This window comes from Geoglobus acetivorans (genome assembly GCF_039641995.1).
GTDB classification, from domain to species: Archaea; Halobacteriota; Archaeoglobi; order Archaeoglobales; family Archaeoglobaceae; genus Geoglobus; species Geoglobus acetivorans.
In genome coordinates this window covers 917,731-938,063 of sequence record NZ_CP087714.1, presented here as the reverse complement: position 1 = coordinate 938,063, position 20,333 = coordinate 917,731, and the positions used below count along the sequence as shown (strand labels likewise).

General features: G+C 47.9%; 29 protein-coding genes, 2 tRNA genes and 1 pseudogene. 13 read left to right on the top strand and 19 right to left on the bottom strand.

All coding sequences use genetic code 11. The features are described 5' to 3' along the window. Positions 1 to 175: 175 nt before the first annotated feature. Positions 176 to 246: transfer RNA gene (locus LPQ35_RS05550), tRNA-Gly, on the top strand. 243 nt (positions 247 to 489) lie between these two features. Next, the gene (locus LPQ35_RS05545; protein ID WP_346297710.1) at positions 490 to 1,302 is read left to right on the top strand and encodes a radical SAM protein; all 813 of its coding nucleotides are present in this window, start codon (positions 490 to 492) and stop codon (positions 1,300 to 1,302) included. A gap of 126 nt (positions 1,303 to 1,428) precedes the next feature. Here LPQ35_RS05545 and LPQ35_RS05540 read toward each other — a convergent pair whose 3' ends face one another. Then, complete coding sequence (locus LPQ35_RS05540) at positions 1,429 to 2,169, bottom strand: ZIP family metal transporter (RefSeq protein ID WP_193807680.1); 741 nt, start codon at positions 2,167 to 2,169, stop codon at positions 1,429 to 1,431. Positions 2,170 to 2,234: 65 nt separating this feature from the next. Continuing rightward, complete coding sequence (locus tag LPQ35_RS05535; RefSeq protein WP_346297709.1) at positions 2,235 to 2,675, bottom strand: rubrerythrin family protein; 441 nt, start codon at positions 2,673 to 2,675, stop codon at positions 2,235 to 2,237. Positions 2,676 to 2,834: 159 nt separating this feature from the next. Between LPQ35_RS05535 and LPQ35_RS05530 the strand changes: the two genes are divergently transcribed. Next, the gene (locus tag LPQ35_RS05530) at positions 2,835 to 3,257 is read left to right on the top strand and encodes an AsnC family transcriptional regulator (protein ID WP_193807679.1); all 423 of its coding nucleotides are present in this window, start codon (positions 2,835 to 2,837) and stop codon (positions 3,255 to 3,257) included. Between the two features lie 65 nt (positions 3,258 to 3,322). On the opposite strand, the gene prs is transcribed toward LPQ35_RS05530, so the two are convergent. Together prs and LPQ35_RS05520 are read right to left on the bottom strand one after the other, a co-directional pair. Then, positions 3,323 to 4,162: a ribose-phosphate diphosphokinase gene (gene prs / locus LPQ35_RS05525; protein ID WP_193807678.1), complete on the bottom strand. Its 840-nt coding sequence runs from the start codon at positions 4,160 to 4,162 to the stop codon at positions 3,323 to 3,325. A gap of 38 nt (positions 4,163 to 4,200) precedes the next feature. Continuing rightward, the gene (locus LPQ35_RS05520; protein ID WP_346297708.1) at positions 4,201 to 4,908 is read right to left on the bottom strand and encodes an ATP/GTP-binding protein; all 708 of its coding nucleotides are present in this window, start codon (positions 4,906 to 4,908) and stop codon (positions 4,201 to 4,203) included. A 193-nt stretch (positions 4,909 to 5,101) separates the two neighbouring features. Here LPQ35_RS05520 and LPQ35_RS05515 point away from each other — a divergent pair, with 193 nt between their 5' ends. Next, positions 5,102 to 5,734: a hypothetical protein gene (locus LPQ35_RS05515; protein ID WP_193807677.1), complete on the top strand. Its 633-nt coding sequence runs from the start codon at positions 5,102 to 5,104 to the stop codon at positions 5,732 to 5,734. 1 nt (position 5,735) lies between these two features. On the opposite strand, the gene LPQ35_RS05510 is transcribed toward LPQ35_RS05515, so the two are convergent. From LPQ35_RS05510 to LPQ35_RS05490, 5 genes are all read right to left on the bottom strand, one after another. Next, positions 5,736 to 6,287: a TMEM165/GDT1 family protein gene (locus LPQ35_RS05510; protein ID WP_193807676.1), complete on the bottom strand. Its 552-nt coding sequence runs from the start codon at positions 6,285 to 6,287 to the stop codon at positions 5,736 to 5,738. Positions 6,288 to 6,305: 18 nt separating this feature from the next. Next, entirely contained in the window at positions 6,306 to 6,914 is a 609-nt protein-coding gene (locus LPQ35_RS05505) for a TIGR00296 family protein (protein WP_193807675.1), read from the bottom strand. A gap of 165 nt (positions 6,915 to 7,079) precedes the next feature. Continuing rightward, on the bottom strand, positions 7,080 to 7,427 hold the full coding sequence (locus tag LPQ35_RS05500) for a type II toxin-antitoxin system VapC family toxin (protein WP_346297707.1): 348 nt from the start codon (positions 7,425 to 7,427) through the stop codon (positions 7,080 to 7,082). Positions 7,428 to 7,508: 81 nt separating this feature from the next. Beyond that, complete coding sequence (locus tag LPQ35_RS05495) at positions 7,509 to 7,730, bottom strand: antitoxin AF2212-like protein (RefSeq protein WP_193807673.1); 222 nt, start codon at positions 7,728 to 7,730, stop codon at positions 7,509 to 7,511. Between the two features lie 24 nt (positions 7,731 to 7,754). Further along, on the bottom strand, positions 7,755 to 8,000 hold the full coding sequence (locus LPQ35_RS05490) for a hypothetical protein (protein WP_193807895.1): 246 nt from the start codon (positions 7,998 to 8,000) through the stop codon (positions 7,755 to 7,757). A 76-nt stretch (positions 8,001 to 8,076) separates the two neighbouring features. Between LPQ35_RS05490 and LPQ35_RS05485 the strand changes: the two genes are divergently transcribed. The 8 genes and pseudogenes from LPQ35_RS05485 to LPQ35_RS05450 all read left to right on the top strand — a co-directional run. Further along, a complete protein-coding gene (locus tag LPQ35_RS05485) occupies positions 8,077 to 8,817 on the top strand; it encodes an ROK family protein (RefSeq protein WP_193807672.1) in 741 nt (246 codons plus the stop codon). Then, the gene (locus LPQ35_RS05480) at positions 8,808 to 9,749 is read left to right on the top strand and encodes a ribose 1,5-bisphosphate isomerase (RefSeq protein WP_193807671.1); all 942 of its coding nucleotides are present in this window, start codon (positions 8,808 to 8,810) and stop codon (positions 9,747 to 9,749) included. Before LPQ35_RS05485 ends, LPQ35_RS05480 begins: the two co-directional genes overlap by 10 nt. Positions 9,750 to 9,909: 160 nt before the next feature. Beyond that, entirely contained in the window at positions 9,910 to 10,506 is a 597-nt protein-coding gene (locus tag LPQ35_RS05475; protein WP_193807670.1) for a hypothetical protein, read from the top strand. Continuing rightward, positions 10,507 to 10,800 carry a transcriptional regulator gene (locus LPQ35_RS05470; RefSeq protein ID WP_193807669.1) on the top strand — a complete coding sequence of 98 codons (294 nt, stop codon included), beginning with the start codon at positions 10,507 to 10,509 and terminating at the stop codon, positions 10,798 to 10,800. A gap of 196 nt (positions 10,801 to 10,996) precedes the next feature. Next, complete coding sequence (locus tag LPQ35_RS05465; RefSeq protein ID WP_193807668.1) at positions 10,997 to 11,197, top strand: DUF2283 domain-containing protein; 201 nt, start codon at positions 10,997 to 10,999, stop codon at positions 11,195 to 11,197. Positions 11,198 to 11,235: 38 nt separating this feature from the next. Beyond that, the gene (locus LPQ35_RS05460) at positions 11,236 to 11,466 is read left to right on the top strand and encodes a ribbon-helix-helix protein, CopG family (RefSeq protein WP_203218997.1); all 231 of its coding nucleotides are present in this window, start codon (positions 11,236 to 11,238) and stop codon (positions 11,464 to 11,466) included. Further along, on the top strand, positions 11,441 to 11,893 hold the full coding sequence (locus LPQ35_RS05455; RefSeq protein ID WP_193807667.1) for a PIN domain-containing protein: 453 nt from the start codon (positions 11,441 to 11,443) through the stop codon (positions 11,891 to 11,893). Before LPQ35_RS05460 ends, LPQ35_RS05455 begins: the two co-directional genes overlap by 26 nt. A 51-nt stretch (positions 11,894 to 11,944) precedes the next feature. Beyond that, positions 11,945 to 11,992: pseudogene (locus LPQ35_RS05450) on the top strand (hypothetical protein); the annotation flags it as partial. A gap of 245 nt (positions 11,993 to 12,237) precedes the next feature. On the opposite strand, the gene LPQ35_RS05445 reads toward LPQ35_RS05450, so the two are convergent. The 4 genes from LPQ35_RS05445 to LPQ35_RS05430 all read right to left on the bottom strand — a co-directional run bounded on the left by LPQ35_RS05445 (position 12,238) and on the right by LPQ35_RS05430 (position 14,349). Next, positions 12,238 to 12,310 (bottom strand) — tRNA-Gln (locus LPQ35_RS05445). Positions 12,311 to 12,365: 55 nt separating this feature from the next. Continuing rightward, positions 12,366 to 13,037 carry a DNA/RNA nuclease SfsA gene (sfsA, locus tag LPQ35_RS05440; RefSeq protein WP_193807666.1) on the bottom strand — a complete coding sequence of 224 codons (672 nt, stop codon included), beginning with the start codon at positions 13,035 to 13,037 and terminating at the stop codon, positions 12,366 to 12,368. A 20-nt stretch (positions 13,038 to 13,057) separates the two neighbouring features. Beyond that, a complete protein-coding gene (locus tag LPQ35_RS05435) occupies positions 13,058 to 13,525 on the bottom strand; it encodes a hypothetical protein (RefSeq protein WP_193807665.1) in 468 nt (155 codons plus the stop codon). Further along, positions 13,525 to 14,349, bottom strand: a complete 825-nt coding sequence (locus tag LPQ35_RS05430; RefSeq protein ID WP_193807664.1) for a radical SAM protein — start codon at positions 14,347 to 14,349, stop codon at positions 13,525 to 13,527. The genes LPQ35_RS05435 and LPQ35_RS05430 overlap by 1 nt, the downstream gene beginning before the upstream one ends. A gap of 312 nt (positions 14,350 to 14,661) precedes the next feature. On the opposite strand from LPQ35_RS05430, the gene LPQ35_RS05425 reads away from it, so the two are divergent. After that, complete coding sequence (locus LPQ35_RS05425; RefSeq protein ID WP_193807663.1) at positions 14,662 to 14,826, top strand: hypothetical protein; 165 nt, start codon at positions 14,662 to 14,664, stop codon at positions 14,824 to 14,826. Between the two features lie 110 nt (positions 14,827 to 14,936). On the opposite strand, the gene sdhC is transcribed toward LPQ35_RS05425, so the two are convergent. From sdhC to sucC, 6 genes are read right to left on the bottom strand one after another with little or no spacing between them, the layout of a single operon-like run. Next, positions 14,937 to 15,287 (bottom strand): succinate dehydrogenase, cytochrome b556 subunit, encoded by a 351-nt coding sequence (gene sdhC, locus LPQ35_RS05420; protein WP_193807662.1) that lies wholly within the window; start codon positions 15,285 to 15,287, stop codon positions 14,937 to 14,939. Between the two features lies 1 nt (position 15,288). Continuing rightward, complete coding sequence (locus tag LPQ35_RS05415; RefSeq protein ID WP_193807661.1) at positions 15,289 to 15,666, bottom strand: succinate dehydrogenase; 378 nt, start codon at positions 15,664 to 15,666, stop codon at positions 15,289 to 15,291. A gap of 5 nt (positions 15,667 to 15,671) precedes the next feature. Further along, the gene (locus LPQ35_RS05410; RefSeq protein ID WP_193807660.1) at positions 15,672 to 16,388 is read right to left on the bottom strand and encodes a succinate dehydrogenase iron-sulfur subunit; all 717 of its coding nucleotides are present in this window, start codon (positions 16,386 to 16,388) and stop codon (positions 15,672 to 15,674) included. Between the two features lie 9 nt (positions 16,389 to 16,397). Continuing rightward, complete coding sequence (locus tag LPQ35_RS05405) at positions 16,398 to 18,104, bottom strand: succinate dehydrogenase/fumarate reductase flavoprotein subunit (RefSeq protein ID WP_193807659.1); 1,707 nt, start codon at positions 18,102 to 18,104, stop codon at positions 16,398 to 16,400. A 2-nt stretch (positions 18,105 to 18,106) separates the two neighbouring features. Beyond that, entirely contained in the window at positions 18,107 to 18,979 is an 873-nt protein-coding gene (gene sucD, locus LPQ35_RS05400; protein WP_193807658.1) for a succinate--CoA ligase subunit alpha, read from the bottom strand. Positions 18,980 to 18,981: 2 nt separating this feature from the next. Then, entirely contained in the window at positions 18,982 to 20,139 is a 1,158-nt protein-coding gene (sucC, locus tag LPQ35_RS05395; RefSeq protein ID WP_193807657.1) for an ADP-forming succinate--CoA ligase subunit beta, read from the bottom strand. Positions 20,140 to 20,333: the final 194 nt, after the last annotated feature.

Genomic DNA, 20,333 nt, shown 5'->3' with positions numbered 1-20,333 from the left:
TTTCCCTTCCCCACAAACTTTCTCAAGTATACTATGTTTCTGCAACTATTAATCATTAATTGGTGTCAAATATAAAGCAGCTTTCGACCATGTGCTAACTGCAGCGATCAAAAAAGGACAGGACTCTGAGACCGAAACTTTTTTTAAGCAAATCACTGAAAGGGATTTTGCTGCTGCGCGGGTAGTCTAGTGGTAGGACAACGCCCTTCCGAGGCGTTAGCCCGGGTTCAAATCCCGGCCCGCGCACTGTGCAATTTTGTTTTAATGCCACACAAACGAGTTCTGTTCGGGAGTGGTGCATGAATTACCGCTCAATTTTCAATAAGCTGAAACCGTACAAGGTAAAACATCCCTTAGCTTAAAATATACCTTCTGCGAAAATTACAACCAATGATCGAATTCCCACCATACAGACCACCAAGTGAAGCCCGCAGCACACTAATAAGGGTTACTCGTGGCTGCCCCTGGAACAGGTGCGCATTTTGCGGGATGTACAAAACCGAGAAGTTCTCTATAAGAGATACCGGGGAGATAAAAAAAGATATATCCGTAGCTTCGGAGTTTTCAAAGTCGAGAACAGTATTTTTTGGAGATTCCGACAACCTTGTTCATCCCGACCTCATCGAAATCACAAAGTTTGCAGTAGAAAAGCTAAATCCGGAAAGAATTACAAGCTACGCAAGGCTGAAAACAGCAAGCTCGATGAGCCTGAAGGGTCTCAAAGAAATACGGGAATCGGGTTTGACAAGACTTCATTTCGGCCTTGAGTCCGGAGATGATGAGACCCTCGAGATGATAAAGAAGGGCATAAGCTCTAAAGAGGCTATCGAAGGAGGGAAGAAGGCAAAAAAGGCCGGATTCGAGGTGTCACTGTACATTCTGTCCGGCATAACTGAGAAATGGGAACAGCATGCACTGAACAGTGCCAAGGCGATCAGTAAAATAGAACCCGATTTTGTCAGATTGAGAAGTATCACAGTTATACCCAACACAATCCTCTGGAACAGAATGAAGAAAGGAATTTATAAGCCCCTTGATCCCGTACTCAGGCTGAAAGAAGTGAAGCTCTTAGTCGAGAACGTTGAGTGTGAGACAATGCTGTTCTCAGACCACGTATCAAACTACCTCTGGAGTGAAAACGGACCGCCCTTTTACACGGGAGTTTCAGGAAGGCTACCTGAAGACAGAGAAAGAATTCTGGAAGTACTTGAAAGAGCAATCAAAACTGCTGAAGCTCTGAAGAACAGTGGAAAACTCGTAGATTCCAATATGCTTGCTTCTGCTGGAAAAATTGTCCTTTAAGACGGTATCTGCTTGGTAAAATTTTGAGATATATAAGAGCGTTCCTCGCCTACCAGAACTGCCAGGAAAACCGAAAAGAGAAAATTTTCAGACAATACTCCTGTGCGAAGTTCTCTGAAAGGCTTTTCAGTGTGCATGGAGGTTTCCCATGGCATAAACGAGGAGAAGTCCTGCGATAAAGATGACGAAGCTGAGCAGAGATTTTCCAGAATCCGTTTCCTTATGCAGTTCGGGAATCAGATCACTTGTTGCAATGTATGTGAAATTACCAGCAGCGAAAGCCACAACAATCGGAAGAAATTTCTCCGCCACTGCGAAATATCCAAATACAGCCCCCAGCACCGCCGTAAGAGCCGTAAGAAAATTATAAACAAGCGCTTTCCTTACCGAAAAACCGCCAAAAACGAGTATTCCAAAATCTCCAAGTTCCTGAGGTATTTCATGTGATATGACTGCAATCGTGGTCAGTATCCCGAGATTTATGTCAGTAACGTAGGCCACAGCGATCACAACACCATCTATAAAATTGTGAATGCTGTCTCCAACAAGAGCAAGGTGAGACATGGGGTGGACATCGCATTCATTTTCATGACAGTGCCTCCACCTGAGCACCCGCTCAAGAAGGTAAAAAGACACGAATCCAACAAGGAAATAATCTATCGCACTTTCCACCCCAGAAAGTTCTATCGCCTCTGGCAACAGATGAAGAAAGGATGCTCCGATCAAAACTCCTGCTGCAAAGCTCACAAGAAGAAAAACAAGATTCCAGAACGAATCTCTTTTGAGAATCAATGTAAAAATTCCGACAAGTGAAAGCAGGCTTACAAGGATTGTGCTGGCAATAGAGAGATAGAGAGCATCCTGCATAGGATTAAATCAACTATGCGTAATAAAAAACCTTCCAGCGAATGACAGAGGAGAGATCACCGGAGTCAGAATTTTCTGAACCTTTCAGAGCCTGCACCACAAACTGGACACCTCTCCACTTTCAAATCTGCCATATAGCTATACACCTCGCAAATGTATATTTCTCCGATCTCAATGTCCCTGCCACTCTCCACTGCCCGCTTAGCCCTTGCATAAAATTCCGAGTGGAATTTTTCTGCCTGGAGTGCGAAATCGATACTTCTTATTGCCATGCTTTCATTCTGAAGCTCCGCAACAGCCCGGTAGGCTGGATACATTTCCTCACTTTCCCAGTCCTCTCCATCTATTGCAACCTGCAGATTTTCTGCCGTATCTTTTACACTGCCAAGCGCTTCAAAATGGTTTCTGGCATGCACGAACTCCGCAAAAGCTATTGCCTCGAAAAGTCTTTCAACATTTTCAAAACCCTCTTTTCTTGCCCTGTTTGCAAAAATCAGGTATTTCATGTGAGCCTGACTCTAACCAGAAAAGGCATCGCTCAGGAATTTTTCCGTCATTCTCCCCACATAAACCACCATACAGAACTGGTTCGAAGATGTTAAAAATGTTTTTCTCACAATGTATCTACGGGAAAAGATTTTATACTAAGCCAATAAAATAAACGTATGGATGACAAGGACAGAGTAATAATCGACATGCTCACAAAGGATGCCAGAACACCTCTCACAAAGATAGCCAAAAAGCTTGGAATTACTGAGGCAGCCGTCAGAAAAAGACTGAAAAATCTTGAGGAAAGGAACATAATCACCGGTTATACTGCTCTGGTCAACCCTTCCGCTCTCGGGTATAATACCGTTTCTCTAACAGGAATAGACACGGAGCCGGAAAAACTCCTTGATGTTGCAAGCAAAATGAAGGAGTACGATTTTGCAAAGAACGTTTTCATCACCACTGGAGACCATATGATAATGGTCGAGATATGGGCAAAAGATGGAGACGAGCTTACCAGAATAATTTCAGACGTCATAGGTAAGATTGAGGGTGTAAAGCGAGTCTGTCCAGCAATAGTGCTGGAAAAACTTAAATAATTGGCCCAATCAGGATAAAGAGCTTGAAAGAATTTTATTTACACATTCCAGTGGAAATAAAGGGGTCAGAAATTTACCCTGTCTGCTATGATTTCGGACACAGATACCCTTGAAGTGAAGTTGAGGACAGTATCGGTTGAGATGACGTCTTCAACACCTGCTTTCAGTATGTCTGCATAAACCTGCCTGCTGAAAAGTGCATGAGTTGCTGCAACATAGATTTTTCTCGCACCAAGGCTCTTAAGCTTCTTTGCAGACTGTACAACGGTTGAGCCGGTCGCAACAATATCGTCCGCTATTATCACGTCCCTGCCATTCACATCCGCATTGACCCTGCTGACAACAACATTCTGAGCATCCACCCTGATCTTGGAAATGAATCCATAATCCGACTCAATAATGTTTGCAAAATACCTTATCCATTCCTTGGAAATCTCATCGGGACCGAGAACAACAGGATCAACGAGGTCGCACTCCTCGCTTATGTACTCTGCAAGGAGAGGCATCGCTGAAACGCTCTCGACTTTTTCAGTGTTGCCGTAAAAGTCCACAGCAATTATTCTGTCGTAAACATCAAGAATGTTCATGAGCGTTTCAAAAGTTCTCGCCTCACCAAATATCGAAGCGATGCCTCTTGAATAGGACAGATATGGGGCGATAAGAACGAGTTCTTCTGCTCCCCTTTCCCTCAAAATATCTCCGATCAGCCGGCTCTCAAACAAAATCTCATCGGGGTACGGGAAAAAGGTATTAACAACGTATACCTTCCCCTCTGGTTCAAAAGGGATTCGGACATACTTCTCCCCGTAGGGAAGCTTTTCAACCTGAATGTAGGAGGGAGACACACCAAAAAACCTGGATATTTTCAAGGCCAGCTCTCCATTGGTCCCCGGAATGATGTTCATCAAAAAATGTTCTTGTGGAATTATTTAAACATTTACCTTCAGCTCAAATCCCCGCATGCACAGAAAAGTTCATTCAAAGCTGAAAAGAGGTCATCAAAACCGTATCCGTTTCTGGCCGAAATGAGAACTGGGCGGTAGACCATACTGGTCACCTCAATAAACCTAAGCAGGCATTCAAAAAACTCTCCAAGAACTCCTTCATTTTCAAGGTCGCTTCTATATTTCTCAATACTCTGTGGGACGTGAAGGTCCACTTTGTTGAAAACCGTTAGAGAGGGTATCTCCAGCATCAGAGAGATGGTTGCAGACTGAGAGACCATTGCCGAGAACCTTGCAGCATCCTTAATTCTTGAGGAATCCACGATGAACAGTCCTGCTGTGAATCCCTCAAGCCTTTCAATTAGCTCAATTCCGAAATCCGAAAACAGAAAAAGCTCAAGCTGTCCGGGAGTGTCGTAAAGAACGAAATCATATCCGGAAACAGCAAGTCTGTCCACATAACTGCCTGCAATTTCCATCGATTTAAGCAGGGCGCCATTTATCCCGAGCTGAAATCTGTCCATAACCTCCTCCGTTTTCACGTAATCCCTGATGTCTCGAAAAGCCTCATACCTCGGAGGGGATGCGGTGTCCAGGTTCACGGCAACGCTGCTATAGCCACGATCCCTCAGATATACGAGAAAATTTTCTGTTAGAAGGCTCTTTCCGCTGCCCGCCGGACCGAGAACTATTACGTTCAAGTCCATCCCCGCTCCAATTTTTTATAGTTTCAATTCAAAAAATTCACCCCCAAAATGCCATTGAGTCGGGAAATCAGGTTTGAGTGGTCCGTCCAGTACACGACTTGTGGCACATTTTGCAAGAGGTCAGAAACTCACTCCACCTCCTGAGACATATAAATCACGAAATTTATTTATCTGAAAGCCAGAAACCTAATTCGTGATAAAAATTGGAGACATAACAAGTTTTATATCATGCCCCAGACTCGCCTACTTCAGAATGCATCACGAAAAGGGGGTTGCAAACGAGTATCACGCTGTAAGAGAGATATTTCTCAGTCTGAGAAAAGGCTACGATTATGAATGGGCATACGAAAGGTTCTCCACACTGTACCCCGATTCGAAAGAGACCTTTACTCTCGCAGCCTCAAAGCTCAGATACTCTGAAGAGCTGGAAAGAATAAGACCCAGAGCATGGGAGGTCTACTTTGAATCAGAGAGACTGAGACTGAGGGGTGTGGTGGACGAAATAACAGAGAACGGACGATTCCTCGTGGTTATGCTGAAAAAGATATCCGACAAATTCACATTCAAAGAGAGAATGAGAATGACTGCAATATCAGCGATTTCAGGAATAAAAGAAGGATATGTTTACTACGCATACGACGGGGTTCTCGCAGAGTTTAAGGAGACAAGAAAAGACAGGTACAACCTCCTGAGGATACTCGAAAAACTGAGAAAAATCGAGAAGGGCTTTCTGCCAGAAAGAAGGGAAGGCAAAAGATGCGAAATCTGCGAGTACTCGGACGAGTGCAACACAAAACCCGAAACATTTGCATCGAGGTTTTTCTGAATTATAAGAATGCAAAGCCAATGCCAATAGCGATAAAAACAACTCCAGAAATCGTGGAGATTATTCTCCTTTCGACTCTTTCCGAAATCACCTTTCCGGCATACACTGCAACAGCAGTCAAAAGACCAAGAGATAGCATAACTCCTGCAAAAACAAGCAGGGGATCGTACCTGGTTGCAAGAATACCCGAGGCAATCTGTGTTTTGTCGCCCCACTCAGCGAAAAAGACGAGCGCAAATCCCGAGTAAAATGGATTTGCAAGCGATTTTGCCTCAGCCTCATCTTCATTTCCTTTCAGTAAAATCAAGATACCAAACAACATGAACAGCACGGCAGAAATGTACCTCATCAGATATTCAGGAATTGCATTTCCTGCCAAGTCCCCCACAGCTATGGCTGTACCGTCCACAACCATAAACGCAAGCAATACTCCCAAAATCAGCCGGAACCTATTTTCAGTTCTCGAAGATAATAGCAACACAGATAACTGAGTCTTATCTCCCAGCTCTGCAAGCCCTACTACAGTAAACGGAATTGCCAGGTCTTCAAGCATTGGATCAACCTGCTCAGCTCAGACATTGCATGATTTCATGTCAACCCCGACAACCCTTCCCCGGGGCTCTACCTCCCTGAAAATCTGCCCCTCAAAGGTGTAGACCTCCACTTCCTCCATCAGCCAGCAGTCAGGTGGCAGGCCAGCTTTCAGGCACGTGTGTGTCAAAAATTCTTCCTCATCCATTCCATACTCAACAGCCACCTGAGGCAAGAGCAGACCGCTGTATGGGCCGTAGATGACCATCAGCCCGTGCCTTCCGACCTCTATCGCCTTTGCTCTATCCTCTGGCGAAACTCCGAGCTTCTCAGGAGGGGTCAGCACGGTAACCTCAACCTCGATCTCGTCCATCTCCTCGAGCTTGACGGGAGGAAAGCGCGGGTCTTGGGTTGCGGCGGAGATGGCTGAGTCTATTATGGCCTCATCAAGCCTTTTAATCGGATACGGGAAACCTATGCACCCTCTGAGCTCTCCGTGCTTTGTCAGGGTTGTGAAAACCCCTCTCTTCTCAGAGAAGACACCTTCGAGTTTGTCTTTAATAACCTCTTCTTTGGAGATGTAGGTTTCTATCGCTTTTCTTGCAAGTCTGACGGCTTTATCACCCTCTTCGGGGGTCAGCAATCTCATTGAGATATATATCTGGGCGAGAGGATTTATTGTTTTTCTTGCGTTTCAATTGGAAATACTGTTGTGGAATTCGAAGAGACATCTGTCAAAAGTTTTGTGATCGTATATGATCGTTTGAAAACTCCAGAACAAGAATTCATACTGCCAGCAATAAACCGGATCTCGTTACTTCACTTCGTTTAACCGTTCTACCGCTCTGTCAAACTCTTCAATCAAATAATAGGCTTCAATACCAGCTTTTTTGGCATTGCTTGCCATGATTTTATCATTAGTGATTAGAATTGAGTTTGATAGTTTTGCAGTTGCAATAAAATATCCATCAACAGCTCTTGACCCTGCATTTTTACAAACTTTAAGAATCTCATCAAATATATCGCCCTCCTCAATCAAATTGAAGTTTTTAAGAACAAGATCATGACCTAAATCTGCCAATTTGATATTATATCTTACGAGAACACCATATATCCCAGCTAAAATCAACCTTGGACAGTATACCGATTTGCCTTTAGCCAATTTCAGAAATTCTTTTGATTTCTCATACCTTTCAGTATTTTCTTTTCGCGAAGAAATCGACCAAAATAGATGTGTCAATTGTCAATCCCATGCTCTCTTCCTCATTTTGAGCAAGACTTCTAAGGGATCTTCATCGATTTTTGTTTCTTTTAAAATTTCGTCGATCTTCTCCGAGAACTCTTCAACGTCGCCCATCACATTCTCTTCTACTATCACCTTTCCCTTAGTCTTTTCCGGTAAGGTTACCTTCCTTGCCGGTCTGAACACACCATCTTCATATACGACTTCGATAACCTTTGCCATTGGTGTTAAATTAGATTCGAAAATTCAAATACCTTTTGTCGAATTGAGCATGGCTTTGGCAATTTTAAGGGTTACGTTCGCTTCGATCCAAGCAGCTATTACGATCAGGATTATTGAAATTAAAGCCAAAGCCAGGTATTCCGTTATGTCTTCCTTTGTAAGGATTTGCTCCTTTTTGCCAGCCAAGTATCTGACGATGAAAATCCCTGCAGTCCTGCAGGGATTGTTTTTCGTGTGCCAAGTCGCGGTATCGGGGTCGTGCAGAGGCAAAACCATCTCCTGAAAACAACCGGTGCACTTCTCGAATATGGAAACATTAATACCCTTTCCCGCACGATGCAGAATGATGCACACCGGCATAGACGTTGGAGGAACATTCACCGACATTGTCTCGTTTGATGGAGAGAAGTTCACCCACATCCAGACCCTCAGAACCTCGGAGTTTCTGAAAAACCCCGGCATGGTTGAGAAATACAGTGACGCAGTCTTCGCGATAGCCGGGTGGGTTAGAGAAGGAAAGGTTATCAGAACGCCAAACATCCCCGGCTTCGATGCGAAGCTCTTTGAGGGCAGGAAGGTGGAGAACGACGCCAACTGCTTTGCCATCTACGCCCGTCACGTTACTGGCTTCAGCAACATTTTCGCAGTCACACTCGGTACCGGCATAGGCTCGGCAATAATTGCAGACTCGAAACTCTACAGGGGCAATGGTCTTGCATCCGAGATCGGGCATGCAATTGTTGGTGGAAATGATAGGTGTGTTTGCGGTGGAACTGGCCATCTGGAAACCTTCTTCAGTGGATGGGCGATAAAGAAGAGGTTTGGCCGGGAGCTAAGCAGGGAAGAGATTCTCAGACTGGACGGCTTCAAGGTGCTGTGTGCGGAGATCGCAAAGGCCGTCCTCGTCCTCGATCCAGAAGCTGTTGTCTTTGGGGGGCGAATCTCCACCCTGCTCGAGCCTGAGGATTTCGAGATCATCTACGATTTTCTCCCTACAGAATTCAGGCCGGAGATAAGGGTTATAAAAGATGCCCTCGCAGTTGCTAAGGGAGCGGCGATTCTGGCAGGTGGTGAGGAATGGATCTGATTGATGAGGCGGCAAGGAAGATTGAGAGCATGGAGGTCAGAGGAGCTGCGAGGATTGCGAGGTTTGCTGCAGAGACTCTCAGAGAGTACGCAAAAAGTGTGAAAACGAATTTTGATGAGGAGATGAGAAGAGCGAGCGAGAGGCTGATGAACACAAGGCCCACGGCCGTGAGCCTTTTCAATGCTATCAACTACGTGATGAGCTATTCCGGTGAGAACGACGAGGAGAAGAGGGAGAGCCTGATAAGGCGAGCTGAAGAGTTCATCGAGTGGGTGGACACAGCGAGAGAGAAGATTGGCAGGACGGGGGCGAAGAGGATAGTGGATGGTTCGACAGTCATGACCCACTGCAACTCCTCAGCAGCGCTGTCGGTGATAAAGCACGCCTTCGACGAGGGTAAGGACATCAGGGTAATCGCAACGGAGTCGAGGCCGAGGCATCAGGGTTATCTGACAACAAAAGAGCTTGCGGATTATGGCATAGATGTCACGCTCATTGTTGATTCCGCCGTGAGATACTTCATGAAGGAAGTGGATGTGGTTGTGGTTGGCGCCGACACGATCACGGTTAATGGTGCGCTCATAAACAAGATAGGCACCTCACAGATTGCTCTTGCTGCGAAGGAGGCGAGGGTGCCGTTCATGGTTGCCGCTGAGACATACAAGTTCAGCCCAAAAACCCTGCTCGGAGAACTGGTTGTCATAGAGGAGAGGGATGCGAGGGAGGTCATTGGTGGCGATTTGCTTGAGCATCCGAATGTGACGGTCAGAAACCCTGCCTTCGATGTGACGCCGAGGGACTACATAGACCTGATAATAACAGAGATCGGCGCAATCCCGCCCGAGATGGCGTACATCGTGATAAGGGATCACCTTGGATACAGGGAATTTGGAGGAGAGGAGATAACTCTGAGTCCGGAGCACTACGATTAAATTTTTATTCTCAAAAGCGCATGTTTTTACGCCCTTGCCCCTCCAAGCTTTGAAGCTTCGCAAGCTGTGAGGAGGGGTTCCCTTGACGGGGGACCATTACACATCCTCTGCACTTCAGAATTTGTCCAACGTATATATACCTTGAAGCATACCGTTTACCATGGAGGACACAGAAGAACTCCGGAAAATTCTGGAAAAGGTTGAGAGGAAAATTGTAGCTGTCGGAAAAATATACTCTGCGATTAACTTCGCCTACTGGCTGATGGTAATGAGCGTGTTTTATGTTGTCCTCGCCCTTTTCAGCCCATCCAGTATCATCTCGGCTGTTTACTGGATCGCAGCGATGATTGCGGGTGTTGCAGTGTCAGGGATCCTTTTCAGAAGGATCATGCACATAGCGAAGATGAGTGGTGAAAAGAGAGAGAGCAAGACCATGGCAGCTCTCATATTTCTGTCATGGGTAGCCGGAGCAATAATTGGATTCATTGTGCTTCCCGCAACTCTTTCAGCCGGTTTCGGCGCTGCGCTTCTGAGCTTCCTCTCAATTTCACTGTTTGGAATGTGGGCTGTGCTGTCTCACCTCGAGGGTTCTGAGCTGGAGATGGTTCCGTCATTTCTGATTACGGCAATTGGAGCGGTGGTCGCATTCACGTCCGCAGAGAACCTGTCTGTGTGGGCGGGCTTCGTGATTGCAGCGGCCTTCTCGATTACGATACTGCTTTATCTCTACAGCGCGTTCAGGATAATCGGTGATTGAATGGAGCCTCTCAGCAGGCTCAGACATGAAGCCCTTGGAAACCCCGTACGGCTTGGAGTTATGCTGTATCTTCTCTCGAGGGGTAGGGCAGCATTCAGCGAGATCCAGAAGGTCCTTGAGCTAACACCCGGAAACCTCGACTCACATCTGAAAGTGCTCGAAAGGGCAGAGATGGTTAAGGTGAGGAAGGTCATTGCCGACAGGCCGAGGACGGTGGTTGAGATAACTGAGAAAGGTGTAGATGAGACGTGGGATTACGTCAGGAGGCTAAAAGAGGCGCTTGACGGGCTGTGAGCCTTTGGCAATTTGCTCGAGGTTATGGTGTTTCTTCGGGCTGAATGGAATTGGTTGTGCATTGTGGGCGTGGATTTGCAAGTTTGGAGTAATGGTTGGGCTGCACTGCGTGGATTGATTCCGGGAAAAGATTAAAAGAGCTATTGAGGAGTTTTGCAGAGCGAACAGGGTTCTAAGATAGAGAGGTTGATAAGGTATGGTTTCGGTGGAGTTTGATCCTGAAGTCAACGCCATGTTCATAAGGTTCAAAAAGGGGAAGGTGGCGGAGTCGGAGCCTTTAGCTGATAATGTCATCGTGGATTTGGATGAGAACGGAGAAGTTATTGGGATAGAAATTCTCTTGCCGAAGTTTGAGGAAGACCAAAAGAAGATCGTGGAAAAGTTTGCAACAATTTGAACAAAAAGTATTTACTTTCTATTAGCCCACTAACAGACATGAACATTAGTGTTGAACTGACTCCAGAGTTGCTTGAATACATCGAAAGGAAAGTCAAGAGTGATAAGTACAAGAGCAGAAGTGAAGTTGTGCGGGAAGCGATCAGAATGATGATGAAAGCTGACTTAGAGAAGCTTCTAGAAGAGAAAGGCATAGATTTGAAAAAGTTCGAAGAAGAGAGGGGGAAAATTTCAGGTGAACTGATTGAAAAGAAATACGGAAAGCTTTAGACTTATCCTCGACACGAACGTTTTATTTTCCGCAATAAGGTATAGAGGTAAACCGTTTGAACTACTTGAAGAAGCTGAAAGAAGAGATGTTGAGATATTAATACCCGATTACGTCCTTGATGAGCTTATAGAGGTTTTTGAGAGAAATAAAATTGACTTCACACTTGTGAGAAGCTTTCTATCTACATACACGAACATCACAATCGTTGAAAGAGAGTTTAGTGATGAACTCATTGAATTGGCGAAAAAGGTTGTTGCAGACAGAAAAGATCGCCCAGTGTTCATTTACACCTTAATACTGCGCAAAGAGAAACCATCCACATACTTAGTTACTGGAGATAAAGCTCTAAGAGACGCATTGAATAAGATCGAAGAGAATTCAGCCATTACAGTTGATGGGGCTTTAAAATTGATTAAAAGGAAATGAGGTGTCGGGAAGATATGGCTTCAGTTAGAGTTTGATCCCGAAGTTAATGCAATGTTCATAAGGGTTCAAGAAGGGGAAATTGCAGACTCTGGGCCTTTAGCCGATGACGTCATTGTAGATCTGGACGAGAACGGAGAAGTGATCGGGATAGAGATTCTTCTGCCAAAGCTTGCGGAGGAGCAGAGAGAGTTTGTGGCGAGGTTGATGAAGGCCAAAGTAGGAGTCAGGAATTCTGAGAACTTACGCTCTCGATCCATAGACATAAAAGCTGACAAAATGATATTGCCCGGAGTGCTTCTCAACCTCCCTGAGCTTCCCAGAATAAAGAGAATCTTAAAGGAGAGTAGCCCCGCCCGGATTCGAACCGGGGTCGCGGGATCCAGAGTCCCGCAGGATTGACCACTACCCTACGGGGCTTCATGGCTCATTTTGACATTCGATTTATGAAGGTTGCGGTACTGGACTGGAGCCTTTAAATCACGTCGGGAAACTCCACAGGAAGGTAACGCTCGAACTCTATCGTCAGACAACCGCTCCGCAGCTCAGGACGGAGTAGCGCAGCCCTCACATCAACTCCGTTTTCATAAGCTTTTCTGAGAACCCTCGCGAATTCCGGATGTGTCTCGTGATTTGGCATGAAAACCCTTGCATCACTCCTCATTACCAGAAAGAGAATCATTCCACCCCTTTCCGTTATCTCCCTGACGTGCTTCACTCCCCTCTCCGTCGGAGCGTCTGGAAAGAGGGCGACTCCATCTCTAACGAGCGTGCATCCCTTGACCTCGACGAGCCACCTGGTACCACCCTTGCTCACCAGAAGGTCTATCCGGCTCTCGCCGACCTTAACCTCTCTGCCCTCGATCCTGCAGCCCTCACCTTCAAGAATTTCGACCGCAATTTCTGAGTGGAGGGAGGAGTTAACAACTACCGGGACATGGGCGTCGTATATCACGAAAACCTCGTGGCTCGTATTCTCCCTTTTCTTCGGTCTCACGAGCACCCTGTTTCCGGGCTTCATCAGCTCTGTCAGCCGTCCCGAGTCCCTCAGGTGGGCCCTCTCGACCCTACCGGCAACATCCACCTCAAGAACGAACCTGTTGGCTCTCCTGACAAGCCTGCCCTCCACCAGATTGCAGATCTCCACCATCTGCCTTTTGATGAGAATTACTTAACCCTTTGCTCTAAAAACCTTTCAAGGTCTTCGAAAAACCCGTCGTCAGACAGAACGCTCTGAACCTCGGACCTCTTTACCAGCCTAATGCCCCCCACCCTCGCTCCGTGCCTTTCCAGCATCTTCGCATAGCCCCTCAGGTACGGCTCACCCCTCCACCCGCCGTAAGTGACGATCAGAAACACCGTTCTGCCTTTCAGCACCCCCGACTTTATTGTAGCCGTCACGGGTGGACAGTTGAAAGTCCACTTGGGGAAGCAGAGGATGACCTTTTCGCAGGTGCTGCTGACCACTTTTACCGGCACGCCGAGGTTTGGCATGAACGACAGGAGGAGCCATGCGGGATAGGGCAGGCTGAGTTTCGGGACTATCTCGCGGGCTTCCAGGCCCAGTCTCTCAGCAACAGCCTCAGCAATCCGCCCAGATGTCCCGGTGTACGAGAAAAAGAGTACCTCCGCCATCACAGAACGAACTTCCTTTCCCTCTTCATCTCCGGAACTTCGGCCAGCGCGTTCCTCCTGATGAGCTTCAGGTACTCCCTTCCGAAGTCCCTCTCTATCCTTCTCACGTTGACAATGAAGCACCCCGGGATTCTCACGTCTGCTATTTCTCTGAGCTTCTCAGTCACATCAAGAAATTCCACAATGTCCTCGGTCCTCTCCATATCGAGCCCGTGGCTCTCCATCAATTCTCTGTCATAGACCGAGAGGGGCTGGAGGAACACCTCCATGTCCAGCCTGCGAGCAAGCTCTGCAAGCTCGAAAACATCCTCATCGTTGATTCCGGGCATGTAGATTGTTCTGATAACGCCCATGATCGAGGATCTGCTCAGTGCTTTGAGGTTCTCCATCAGAATGTCGAACCCGTCGAAGCCCGTTATTCTCGCGTACTTCTCCTTTGAGGAGACGTCCAGGCTCACCATCGCAAGCTCAAAGTACTTCTCAAGCCTCTCTATTGCCTTCTCATTCAGAAGAGTTCCGTTGGTCTGCAAATCGAGCCTTGCCTGGGGGAACATGTCCTTCAGCTCTTTCGCTATCCTCTCGACCTCATCTACCCCGGCAACGAGAGGTTCACCATACTGGGAGAGTGTAACTGACCTCACGTCCTCTGTGTCTCCGTAGTACCCGGGCAGCGGGGCTTTCCCCTTCTTCAGGGCCACGTTGGAGTAGCAGTAGATGCAGTTCAGGTTGCATTTGGGTGTGATTTCGTAGGTTGGGTGGTGAACGGGATTTTCTATGCTCTCGTCACTCCCCTGACAGTGCGTGCAGTGAGTCGCGGGAAACATAAAACGGTGTTAAGGTGGGGGGTTTAAAATGGTTGCTGGCTACTGCCTGTCAGAAAAATGATGGATTCTCGAGAAACCTTCGAGTTAATCTGTCTCAGACTATACAGTAGAGTTTTTATAAAAATTTCGAGAACGTCAAACGAATTTTTTACTAAATCGGTGTTTTTAAATTGTCTGGTGGCATCCTACATACTGGTAGTAACTGTGATCGATGCGAGGGGGTGAGAATCTGATCCTCGATTTAATTTTTTACATTCTGGGCAAGATTTACGCTTACATGTTCTGGGGAGCAATTCCAACGGCGATTGCCGGATGGATGCTGAGAAAAAAGAGAGTGGGGCAAATCTGACTGTCAGGCTCGAGTATGAGGTAAGCACACCCTACAGTACGTGGAAGAGCCTGCTGGGATTCATTCTGCAGAACGGGCGCTATGAGGTAATGGGTGAGGTGAAGATAAGGTATCAGAGGATGTGGTAGTGTGAGCAATTTCGCTCCGTTACTCCCCCGGTGAAATCCTCTTTTAATTCTGGAAACGAGTATCTTAAATTTTGTTCTGCAAAACTGGAAAAATAGAGGGTTCTGAAAATTTAAAAGGTAATCAATAACAGCCCGCCGTAAACCACTGCCACAACGAACAGCAGCATCGTTATTGCATTTACTGCCCTCTCGTTTCTCCCACCAAAGTCAGTGTCCAGCAGTATGGCTCTGAGACCGTTAAAGGCGTGGAATGAAGCTGAAGCTAAAAACAGCCAGTAGAAGGCCTTTATCGCCGGGTTGGACAGCCTCTCCACGACCTTCGCGTACTCTAAAGCATCATGGGATGTGAGGTGTGTGATGTACAGGTGGAATATGACGAAAGCAAATAGCAAAAGCCCTGTGATCATCTGGAATATCCAGCCGAACGGCTCCAGAACCTTTCTCGTGTGTGACTCGCTCATTTTACCACCCCGTGAGGAACAAATACATTACGTACGTGCTGTACAGCCAGAATAACAGTCCAAGCAGGGTCATCAGATATATCAGCGCCTTTCTTGCTTCATACAGCAGACCAAACTCGTTCAGCACAACCCTCAGGCCGTTGAAGGCGTGGTAGAATGTGGCCAGAAACAACAGCGAATCTAAGGGCAGGGTTTCCAGCCTCACGGTTGTGGATATGAATGCCGTGTAGGTTTCCTCTCCAATCCTGAGGCTCGTCAGGAAGCTGAGGTGAGCTATGAGGTAAAGCAGAAGCACTATGCCCGTGAGCCTGTGGAATGAGTAGGCCAGGCTGTTCAGCGATTTCCCCTTCAGCGTAAACCATCCCGAAACTCCCTTCATCTCAATCACCTGAAGATGCTCTTAATCATGTGAATCGCGCTCATCAGTCTCATCCTCTGCACGGCCTTTGCCGGCTCTATGCTCTTGGGGCAAACTTCGCTGCACTCCGCATTGAAATGACACCTCCACACACCATCCGAGCCTGAAACGAGGTTGAGTCTGTCCTCCCTCCCTTCATCCCTGCTGTCCGCGCAGAACCTGTAAGCTGCTGTTATCGCAGCAGGCCCGAGATAGTCACTCCTCGTTGCGCTTGCGGGGCATGCTGAGTAGCAGGCACCACATTTTATGCAGAGCGAGAAGTCATAGTAAGCGTGCAGCTCCTCCGGAGTTTGCAGGAGTTCCTTAGGGTTCTCATAGTCATCATCTCTTCTGATCAGGTAGGGCTTAACTGCTTCATGCTTCCTGAAAAATCCATCCATGTCCACGATCAGATCCTTCAGGACGGGCATGTTGTCGAGCGGTTCGATCTCGAGAGTGCTGCCAATATCAAATATCTGCGTCTCGCATGCAAGCCTCGGTCTGCCATTGATCTTGACCGCACAGCTCCCGCACACCCCCATTCTGCACGAGGCTCTGAAGGCCAAGGAGCCATCAAGGTTCTCCTTTATGAAGTAGAGCCCCTCCAGCACGGTCATCCCTTTTCTGGCTGTGAAACGGAAATCCTGCCAATATGTCTTCTCTCCATCGAATCTCCTTATCCTGAATATGACTTCCCTCTCCATGCCCTCACCTCAGTACTTTCTCTCAACGGGCTGCCACTTGGTTATTGTAACAGGAATGTACTCCAGCTTCGGTCCTTCTGGAGCGTAGTATGCGAGGGTGTGCTTCAGCCAGTTCTCATCATCCCTCTTCGGATAATCGAGCCTGTAATGGGCACCTCTGCTCTCCGTCCTCGCATAGGCTCCAACAGCAACAGTCTCAGCCAGATCGAGCATGAAGCCGATCTCCATGGCCTGCATGAGGTCAGTGTTGAATCCTCTCTTCTTGTCCACAATCTCGATATTCTCATACCTCCTCTTCAGCTCCTGGATCTTCTTTATTCCCTTCTTCATCTCCTCTCCAGTTCTGAATATCCAGAAGTACCTGTCCATGGCCTCGTTCAGCTCCTTCTTGATCTCGTACGGATTTTCATCTCCGCTCCGGCCAAGGAACTCGTCGAAGAGCCTCTTCTCCTCCGCAAGCATCTCCTCCCTTGTTATCTCCGAGAATCTCTTCCCCTGCACAAATTCCACTGCCTTCTCCCCAGCAACCCTGCCAAAAACTAAGCATTCAGCAGTTGAGTTGCTTCCGAGTCTGTTTGCTCCGTGGATGCTGACAGCCGCAACCTCTCCTGCCGCGTAAAGGCCTTTCACCGGCGTCTCAGTCCACATGTTTGTATGAATTCCACCCATGGTGTAGTGAGCGACAGGCTTTACAGGAATGGGCTCCTCGACCGGGTCAATTCCTGCAAACTTCCTTGCAGCATCTCTTATTAATGGCAACCTCTCCTCGATCTTCTCCTCACCGAGGTGGGTTAAATCCAGAGCGATGTATGGGCCATACGGCCCCTCAAAACCCCTCCCCTCAATGATTTCAGTCCACATAGCTCTTGCGACAACATCTCTCGGGGCGAGCTCCATTCTCTCCGGTGCATATTTCTCCATGAACCTCTCGCCGTTCCTGTTCCTCAGGTACCCTCCCTCACCTCTGCACGCTTCAGTCATCAGAATTCCGGACGGAATGAGGCCAGTAGGGTGGAACTGGACGAACTCCATGTCCTTTAAGGGCACACCTGCCCTGTAGGCTATCGCCAGACCATCCCCAGTGACCTGATGGCTGTAGGTGGTGAAGCCGTACAGCCTTCCAGCTCCTCCGGTTGCGAGAATCACAGCCTTCGCATTGAAAAATACAAGGTCTCCAGTCTTGAGGTGGATTGCTGAAACGCCCTTGACTGCGTTATCCTCAATAAACAGATTGGTGACGAAGTATTCATCGTAACGGGTGATGTTCGGGTACATCAGGCTCCTCTCGTAGAGGGTGTGCACCTCATGGAATCCCGTTCTATCGGCTGCAAAAACGGTTCTGTTGAAACTCTGGCCTCCAAAGGCTCTCTGGGCTATCTTCCCGTCCTCTCTCCTGCTCCAGGGGCACCCCCAGTTGTCCAGCCTCAGAATCTCCTTTGGAATCTCCCTGACGAAGAACTCGACAGCATCCTGATCAGCAAGGAAATCTGCTCCCTTAACAGTATCCCAGCCATGCAGGTCGAAGCTGTCTCCCTCGTCCTCTCTCAGCACCGCTGCCGTGCCACCCTCAGCACATACAGAGTGGCACCTTATCGGGTAGGTCTTGGAGATCAGGGCTATGCTGACCTCTCTGCTTTTCTCAGCCGCAGCTATCGCAGCCCTCAAGCCGGCAAGCCCAGCACCAATTATGACGATATCGCTTTTTATAACCTCCATAATCATCCCTTCAGCGTTCTTTTCACAATCTCGGCAACCTCCATCGGCGTTCTGCCAACCTCAACGCCGACCTCGTTTAAAGCTTTAATTTTCGACTCAGCAGTTCCCTTTCCTCCCTCGATTATCGCCCCCGCGTGTCCCATCCTCTTGCCCGGAGGGGCAGTTATGCCTGCGATGTACCCAACTACGGGCTTTGACATTCGCTTTTCAATGAACTTCGCCGCCTCCTCCTCATCCGTGCCTCCAATCTCTCCGATGAGCACCACAAGATCAGTCTGGTCATCGTTCTCGAACATCTCCAGCACTTCAACGAAGCTCGTTCCAATTATCCTGTCCCCTCCAATGCCAACGACCGTTGACTGGCCTATTCCGAGCTTCGTCAGGTTGTATGCGACCTGATACGTCAGAGTCCCGCTCCTGGAAACAATTCCAACATTGCCCTCACTGAATATCTGGGGCGGCATTATGCCGAGGTGAGATTTTCCGACACTCATCACTCCGGGGCAGTTGGGGCCGATGAGAATCCTGCCCTCAGCCTTAACCTTCTTGTAAACCTTCAGCTCGTCGTAAACGGGGATGCCTTCGGTTATCGCCACAATCGCCTCTATTCCCGCATCAACGGCCTCCATTATCGCATCTCCCGCAAATGCTGCGGGGACAAAGATCACGCTCGCATTGGCACCTGTCTCCTCAACAGCCTCTTTCACAGTGTCAAAAACTGGTACTCCAAGAACTTTGCTGCCCCCTTTGCCGGGAGTAACTCCACCAACGATTTTTGTTCCGTAGGCAATCATCCTCTCCGCGTGAAATCTCCCCTGTGAGCCCGTAATGCCCTGAACTATCGCTTTTGTGTTCTCATCAACAATTATCGCCATATTCACACCTCCCCCGCAAGCTCAACCGCTTTCTTAGCTCCTTCCTCCATGGTCTCGACAAGATGGATGCTTTCGATGGCCCTCTCCCTGATGAATTCCTCTATGAGCTTCCTGCCCTCCTCCTCGTTTGTTCCTGCCAGTCTGAGAACGACAGGCACGGGAATCTCCATTTCCGAGAACGCCGTGATCAGACCTCTGGCAACCTCGTCGCACCTTGTGATTCCACCAAAAATGTTCATGAAGATGACCTTCATGTTCTCGTCCATCAGAATGATGCTCACAGCTTCCTTCACAACCTCACTGCTCGCTCCACCGCCAACGTCGAGGAAGTTGGCCGGCTTTCCACCCTCTAAGTAGATCAGATCCATCGTCGCCATGCTCATTCCTGCACCATTCGCTATCACGCCAATGTTGCCGTCAAGCTTGACGAAGTTCAGGCCCTTTTCCTCGGCTATTCTCTCAGTCTGATCCACCTCTGTGTAATCCTTCAGCTCCCTGAGATCGGGATGCCTGTAGAGTGCGTTGTCGTCTATGTTCAGCCTTGCATCCGCAGCTATAATCTTTCCATCTTTCGTGACAACAAGCGGGTTGATCTCAGTCAGTTCTGCCTCATTATGAACGAGAATGCTGTAGAGGATTTTGATTATCCTCGTGACCTCTTTTTGGTACTCTTTCGGCATGCTGGACCTGTAGAGCACCTCCCTTATCTGGTAATCCCACAGCCCGTAGATAGGGTCAACTGTCACTCTCGCGATTCTGTCCGGGTGCTTCTCGGCTATCTCCTCAATGTCCATCCCGCCCACACTGCTCACGATCAAGGCAAAGCCCTTGCTCGCCCTGTCTATGGTAAAGCCCACGTACATCTCCCTTGCGATCTCAAGCTGCTCCTCAACGTACAGCTTTTCCACCTTGTGGCCTTTGATAACCATCCCGAACATCTGCTTTGCAAGCTCGCAGGCCTCATCAGGACTGTTGGCCAGCTTTATCCCTCCAGCTTTCCCTCTCCCACCGACAAGAACCTGTGATTTCAGCACAACCTTTCCTCCAAGCTTTTCCGCGATTTCCTTAACCTGTTCAGGAGTCAGCGCGAGCTCCCCTCTTGCAGTTGGAATCCCGTGCTGTCTGAAAATCTGTTTAGCCTGATACTCGTGCATCCTCAATCTACCACCTTCCGTAAAATGTTTTTTCAACGCTCATTATTATTGATAAAAAAGTTTCCGCTTTTTCGTGCAATCTGTTTATTCAGCCTTATGAAATGTTATTACCCGTTGTTACTGGAAAATAGGCGGTGCATGGGAATTTGAGCATGGTAGAACTTTCGGCCAGGCGTGGTGGGTGATACCTCATTCAAAAA

Bases quoted from the DNA above. Each gene is read 5' to 3' on its own strand.
- LPQ35_RS05495 (WP_193807673.1), bottom strand. From the start codon at position 7,730: ATGGCAAAGGTTATCGAAGTCGTATATGAAGATGGTGTGTTCAGACCG.
- LPQ35_RS05470 (WP_193807669.1), top strand. From the start codon at position 10,507: ATGGAGCCTCTCAGCAGGCTCAGACATGAAGCCCTTGGAAACCCCGTA.
- LPQ35_RS05425 (WP_193807663.1), top strand. From the start codon at position 14,662: ATGGATGCTGAGAAAAAAGAGAGTGGGGCAAATCTGACTGTCAGGCTC.
- LPQ35_RS05510 (WP_193807676.1), bottom strand. From the start codon at position 6,287: ATGCTTGAAGACCTGGCAATTCCGTTTACTGTAGTAGGGCTTGCAGAG.
- LPQ35_RS05475 (WP_193807670.1), top strand. From the start codon at position 9,910: ATGGAGGACACAGAAGAACTCCGGAAAATTCTGGAAAAGGTTGAGAGG.
- LPQ35_RS05460 (WP_203218997.1), top strand. From the start codon at position 11,236: ATGAACATTAGTGTTGAACTGACTCCAGAGTTGCTTGAATACATCGAA.
- prs (WP_193807678.1), bottom strand. From the start codon at position 4,162: ATGAACATCATTCCGGGGACCAATGGAGAGCTGGCCTTGAAAATATCC.
- LPQ35_RS05530 (WP_193807679.1), top strand. From the start codon at position 2,835: ATGGATGACAAGGACAGAGTAATAATCGACATGCTCACAAAGGATGCC.
- sdhC (WP_193807662.1), bottom strand. From the start codon at position 15,287: ATGAGCGAGTCACACACGAGAAAGGTTCTGGAGCCGTTCGGCTGGATA.
- LPQ35_RS05485 (WP_193807672.1), top strand. From the start codon at position 8,077: ATGCACACCGGCATAGACGTTGGAGGAACATTCACCGACATTGTCTCG.
- LPQ35_RS05505 (WP_193807675.1), bottom strand. From the start codon at position 6,914: ATGAGATTGCTGACCCCCGAAGAGGGTGATAAAGCCGTCAGACTTGCA.
- LPQ35_RS05480 (WP_193807671.1), top strand. From the start codon at position 8,808: ATGGATCTGATTGATGAGGCGGCAAGGAAGATTGAGAGCATGGAGGTC.
- LPQ35_RS05545 (WP_346297710.1), top strand. From the start codon at position 490: ATGTACAAAACCGAGAAGTTCTCTATAAGAGATACCGGGGAGATAAAA.
- LPQ35_RS05415 (WP_193807661.1), bottom strand. From the start codon at position 15,666: ATGAAGGGAGTTTCGGGATGGTTTACGCTGAAGGGGAAATCGCTGAAC.
- LPQ35_RS05435 (WP_193807665.1), bottom strand. From the start codon at position 13,525: ATGGCGGAGGTACTCTTTTTCTCGTACACCGGGACATCTGGGCGGATT.
- LPQ35_RS05405 (WP_193807659.1), bottom strand. From the start codon at position 18,104: ATGGAGGTTATAAAAAGCGATATCGTCATAATTGGTGCTGGGCTTGCC.
- LPQ35_RS05465 (WP_193807668.1), top strand. From the start codon at position 10,997: ATGGTTTCGGTGGAGTTTGATCCTGAAGTCAACGCCATGTTCATAAGG.
- LPQ35_RS05520 (WP_346297708.1), bottom strand. From the start codon at position 4,908: ATGGACTTGAACGTAATAGTTCTCGGTCCGGCGGGCAGCGGAAAGAGC.
- LPQ35_RS05430 (WP_193807664.1), bottom strand. From the start codon at position 14,349: ATGTTTCCCGCGACTCACTGCACGCACTGTCAGGGGAGTGACGAGAGC.
- LPQ35_RS05540 (WP_193807680.1), bottom strand. From the start codon at position 2,169: ATGCAGGATGCTCTCTATCTCTCTATTGCCAGCACAATCCTTGTAAGC.
- LPQ35_RS05410 (WP_193807660.1), bottom strand. From the start codon at position 16,388: ATGGAGAGGGAAGTCATATTCAGGATAAGGAGATTCGATGGAGAGAAG.
- sucD (WP_193807658.1), bottom strand. From the start codon at position 18,979: ATGGCGATAATTGTTGATGAGAACACAAAAGCGATAGTTCAGGGCATT.
- LPQ35_RS05535 (WP_346297709.1), bottom strand. From the start codon at position 2,675: ATGAAATACCTGATTTTTGCAAACAGGGCAAGAAAAGAGGGTTTTGAA.